This window comes from Hymenobacter sp. AT01-02 (assembly GCF_000961955.2).
Classification (GTDB): Bacteria; Bacteroidota; Bacteroidia; order Cytophagales; family Hymenobacteraceae; genus Hymenobacter; species Hymenobacter mucosus.
In genome coordinates this window covers 1-2,893 of the sequence record NZ_JZIR02000139.1, presented here as the reverse complement: position 1 = coordinate 2,893, position 2,893 = coordinate 1, and the positions used below count along the sequence as shown (strand labels likewise).

Annotated in this window: 3 protein-coding genes; all 3 read left to right on the top strand. The window is 55.7% G+C overall.

The annotated features are described in order from the left end of the window. Positions 1-493: 493 nt before the first annotated feature. The 3 genes from VI25_RS21190 (at position 494) to VI25_RS21180 (ending at position 2,805) form a co-directional block, all read left to right on the top strand. Positions 494-916, top strand: a complete 423-nt coding sequence (locus VI25_RS21190; RefSeq protein WP_045690026.1) for a hypothetical protein — start codon at positions 494-496, stop codon at positions 914-916. A gap of 41 nt (positions 917-957) precedes the next feature. Continuing rightward, positions 958-1,752, top strand: coding sequence for a class I SAM-dependent methyltransferase (locus tag VI25_RS21185; RefSeq protein ID WP_045690027.1), 795 nt, complete (start codon positions 958-960; stop codon positions 1,750-1,752). 171 nt (positions 1,753-1,923) lie between these two features. Further along, positions 1,924-2,805 carry a UbiA family prenyltransferase gene (locus tag VI25_RS21180; protein WP_055562842.1) on the top strand — a complete coding sequence of 294 codons (882 nt, stop codon included), beginning with the start codon at positions 1,924-1,926 and terminating at the stop codon, positions 2,803-2,805. Positions 2,806-2,893 lie beyond the last annotated feature (88 nt).

Genomic DNA, 2,893 nt, shown 5'->3' with positions numbered 1-2,893 from the left:
GGCCCCCGCCAAGGCGACTACCCCGGCCCCCACCCCGGAAAGGCCACTCAGAGAAATAAAGCGGGAAGACCGCTCCATGATGGCGCGAATCTCGGTGAGTTGAGCGAGTGGATCGGTAACGGGCTTCATAATATTAAAAGCACTTTGTATTGCAAAGCACAGTGATTTGAAGTTTTTTTCCAAGCCTTGGACGCTAATTTTTTAATGAGTCGCCCTCATTTACCTCATTAGCCAAAGGATTTTACTTGTGGCGTTGCCCAGGGTGCCTCTCGTTATTTCCAGCCCGTGGGCTACTGGCGTCAGCCTACTAAAAGCAAGTAGATGGCTGTAACTGAGCCAGAACTAGCCCCCTTTCTCAGTTCGGGAAAATGTTGGTTCAAAATAGCTCGCCAATTCCCATAAAAGCACCGTTTCTAGCTAATCCAACGGGTTTTTACCCCCCGTATATGGGTCCATACTTCCAATTCTACTTTCCACCAATCAGTACTACTCCATGTTACAATCTTACTCCTCAATTCCTTCTACTTTAATTCGCACTATCCTTCTATGGGCCTTCAGCAATGTAGGCGGCACTCTATGGCTGCTCGTTGATTTCTCGCTCGACCGCCTCAACGACTACCCCATTGCTTTACTAGCGGGCCTGGTAGGGGCCATGGCATCGTTGGCTATCATTCCACTGGTAGTGCCGTTCTTTACCATTATGAGCCGCTGCTGCTCCGACTGGCCCCGCCGGACCCTGGCTCTGCTAGGCGTGGTTTTGTTTTTCTTGGTGGCGAACTACTTATTGCTACTGTTGCTTCCCATTGATTCCTTGACAAGCTTGCTCGAAATGTCGTTGCCGTACCTAGGTGCCGCGCTGCTCGCAGTGCTATGGTTGTATGGTCCCGCTCAGCGCAATGTGCCCGCGGTTAGCTAACCTGTGGCAGCCTTAGCCACCATTTCCGCGTATGGCGAGGTGTGAAACTCCGCCTCCACCTATTCGAGTTTGAAGACCTGCCCTGGTTTCCGCGTGTTATCCGGGCAGGCATGATGGATTATTTGCGCTTCATGATTTCGAGCTTGGGCATTTACCAGCCTATTGTGCCCTTGCTACGCAACGCCCTTGAGCAAACCAGCCAAGCTTCCATGCTTGAGCTCTGCGCCGGCGCGGGCGGAGGAACCGAGGGGGTTGTGCGCACCCTTCAAACTACTGGCTTGCCCGCAGCCCAAGTAACCCTTACTGATTTATACCCCCAGCCCGCAGCGTGGCAGCTCTTGGCTTCCCGCACTCCAGGCCTGCATTTCGCGGCAATGCCCGTAGATGCCACGGCGGTACCGGCCCATTTGGGCGGTTTCCGGACGGTATTCTCCGCATTCCACCATTTCGCACCGCCTACGGCCACAGCTTTGCTCACCGATGCCGTGCGGCAGCGGGCCGGTATTGGGGTATTTGAGGGCGCGGGCAAGCACTGGGCGGAAATTCTGTTGGCCCTGACGGTGCTGCCCGTGGCACAACTGCTTATTACGCCATTTATTCGGCCTTTTCGCCTTAGCCGGCTGGTGTTTACGTACGTGGTACCGCTTATTCCACTGTTTACCATCTGGGATGGGTGCGTTTCCATTCTGCGCATGTATGCGCCCGAGCAACTGCTAGCCTTAGCTCACCGCGCCGACCCACAGGGCACATTTATTTGGCAAGCAGGCAAGGTGCGGCATTGGTGGGGCCCTGAGGTGACGTACCTGATTGGCCTTCCTCGCAACCTAGGCGCGTAAGCCTGGCTAGGCTCACTGCCTGCTGTAACCTACTTCCTAACATCTGGCCTTGCAGCGCTGAGCCACCACGCGGGCCGTATTTTAGTTTTAGCTTGCAGCTAATGCCGTGGAGCCGACTTGTTCTGCTGAGCAAGCCCCGCGGCGCACGCCGAAGCTTACGCCCCGTCCCTCATGCCTTTTGCTGCTTACCGCCGGGCCCTGCCCCTATTGCGCATTCCTTTTTCGGTGTACTTAATGCCGATTTTCTGGTTCGGCCTGAGCGCCCTGCGCCAGCCCTTCAGCCCAGCACGAGCCGCGGGCGTATTTATCGTGCTGCACCTATTAGCCTACCCTGCTTCCAATGGGTACAACAGCTACTACGACCGGGATGAGGGCAGCATTGGGGGCCTTAAGATCCCGCCTAAAGTCTCGGCGGAGCTGCTACATCTGGTATGGTTATTCGACGCCTTGGCGGTGGGTGGCGCCCTACTACTCAACTGGTGGTTTGCACTCCTGGTAGCCATTTATCTACTTGTGTCGAAAGCCTACAGCTACGAGGGCATCCGACTCAAGAAGTACCCCTTGGCCAGCACGGTAGTTGTGGTAGTGTTTCAGGGCTTATACACGTTTTTGATGACGCAGATAGGCGTAGGAGCTTCCCCCGCCGAGATATATCACCCCCAAAACCTACTGTTGGCGCTGGTCAGCACCCTCTTTCTGTGCGGTTCTTACCCTCTCACACAAGTGTATCAGCATCAGGAAGATTCCCGTCGCGGCGACCAGACCTTGAGCCTCCGCCTGGGTATTCGGGGTACGTTTGTATTTGCGGGGCTGGGCCTACTGCTCGGAGCCACTACCCTAGCTGCCGCGTACTTCTGGCGACGGGAACTCCCCAATTTACTGCTGTTCCTGCTGGCTACTGGGCCCGTTACCTTTCTGTTCCTGCGGTGGGCTCGGGCGGTGTGGCACGATGCCCGCGTCGCCGATTTCGACCACACTATGCGCATGAATCAGGTATCCTCGCTTTGCCTCAGCGTGGCATTTGTTCTTATGCTACTACGCCATCTGCTTTAACCCCTAGTAAGCATACGGTAGAACCACGCATCTGCTGAAACAGGAATGCGCCCCTACCCTGCACCAGCAGCCCAACCTGTCATAGTAG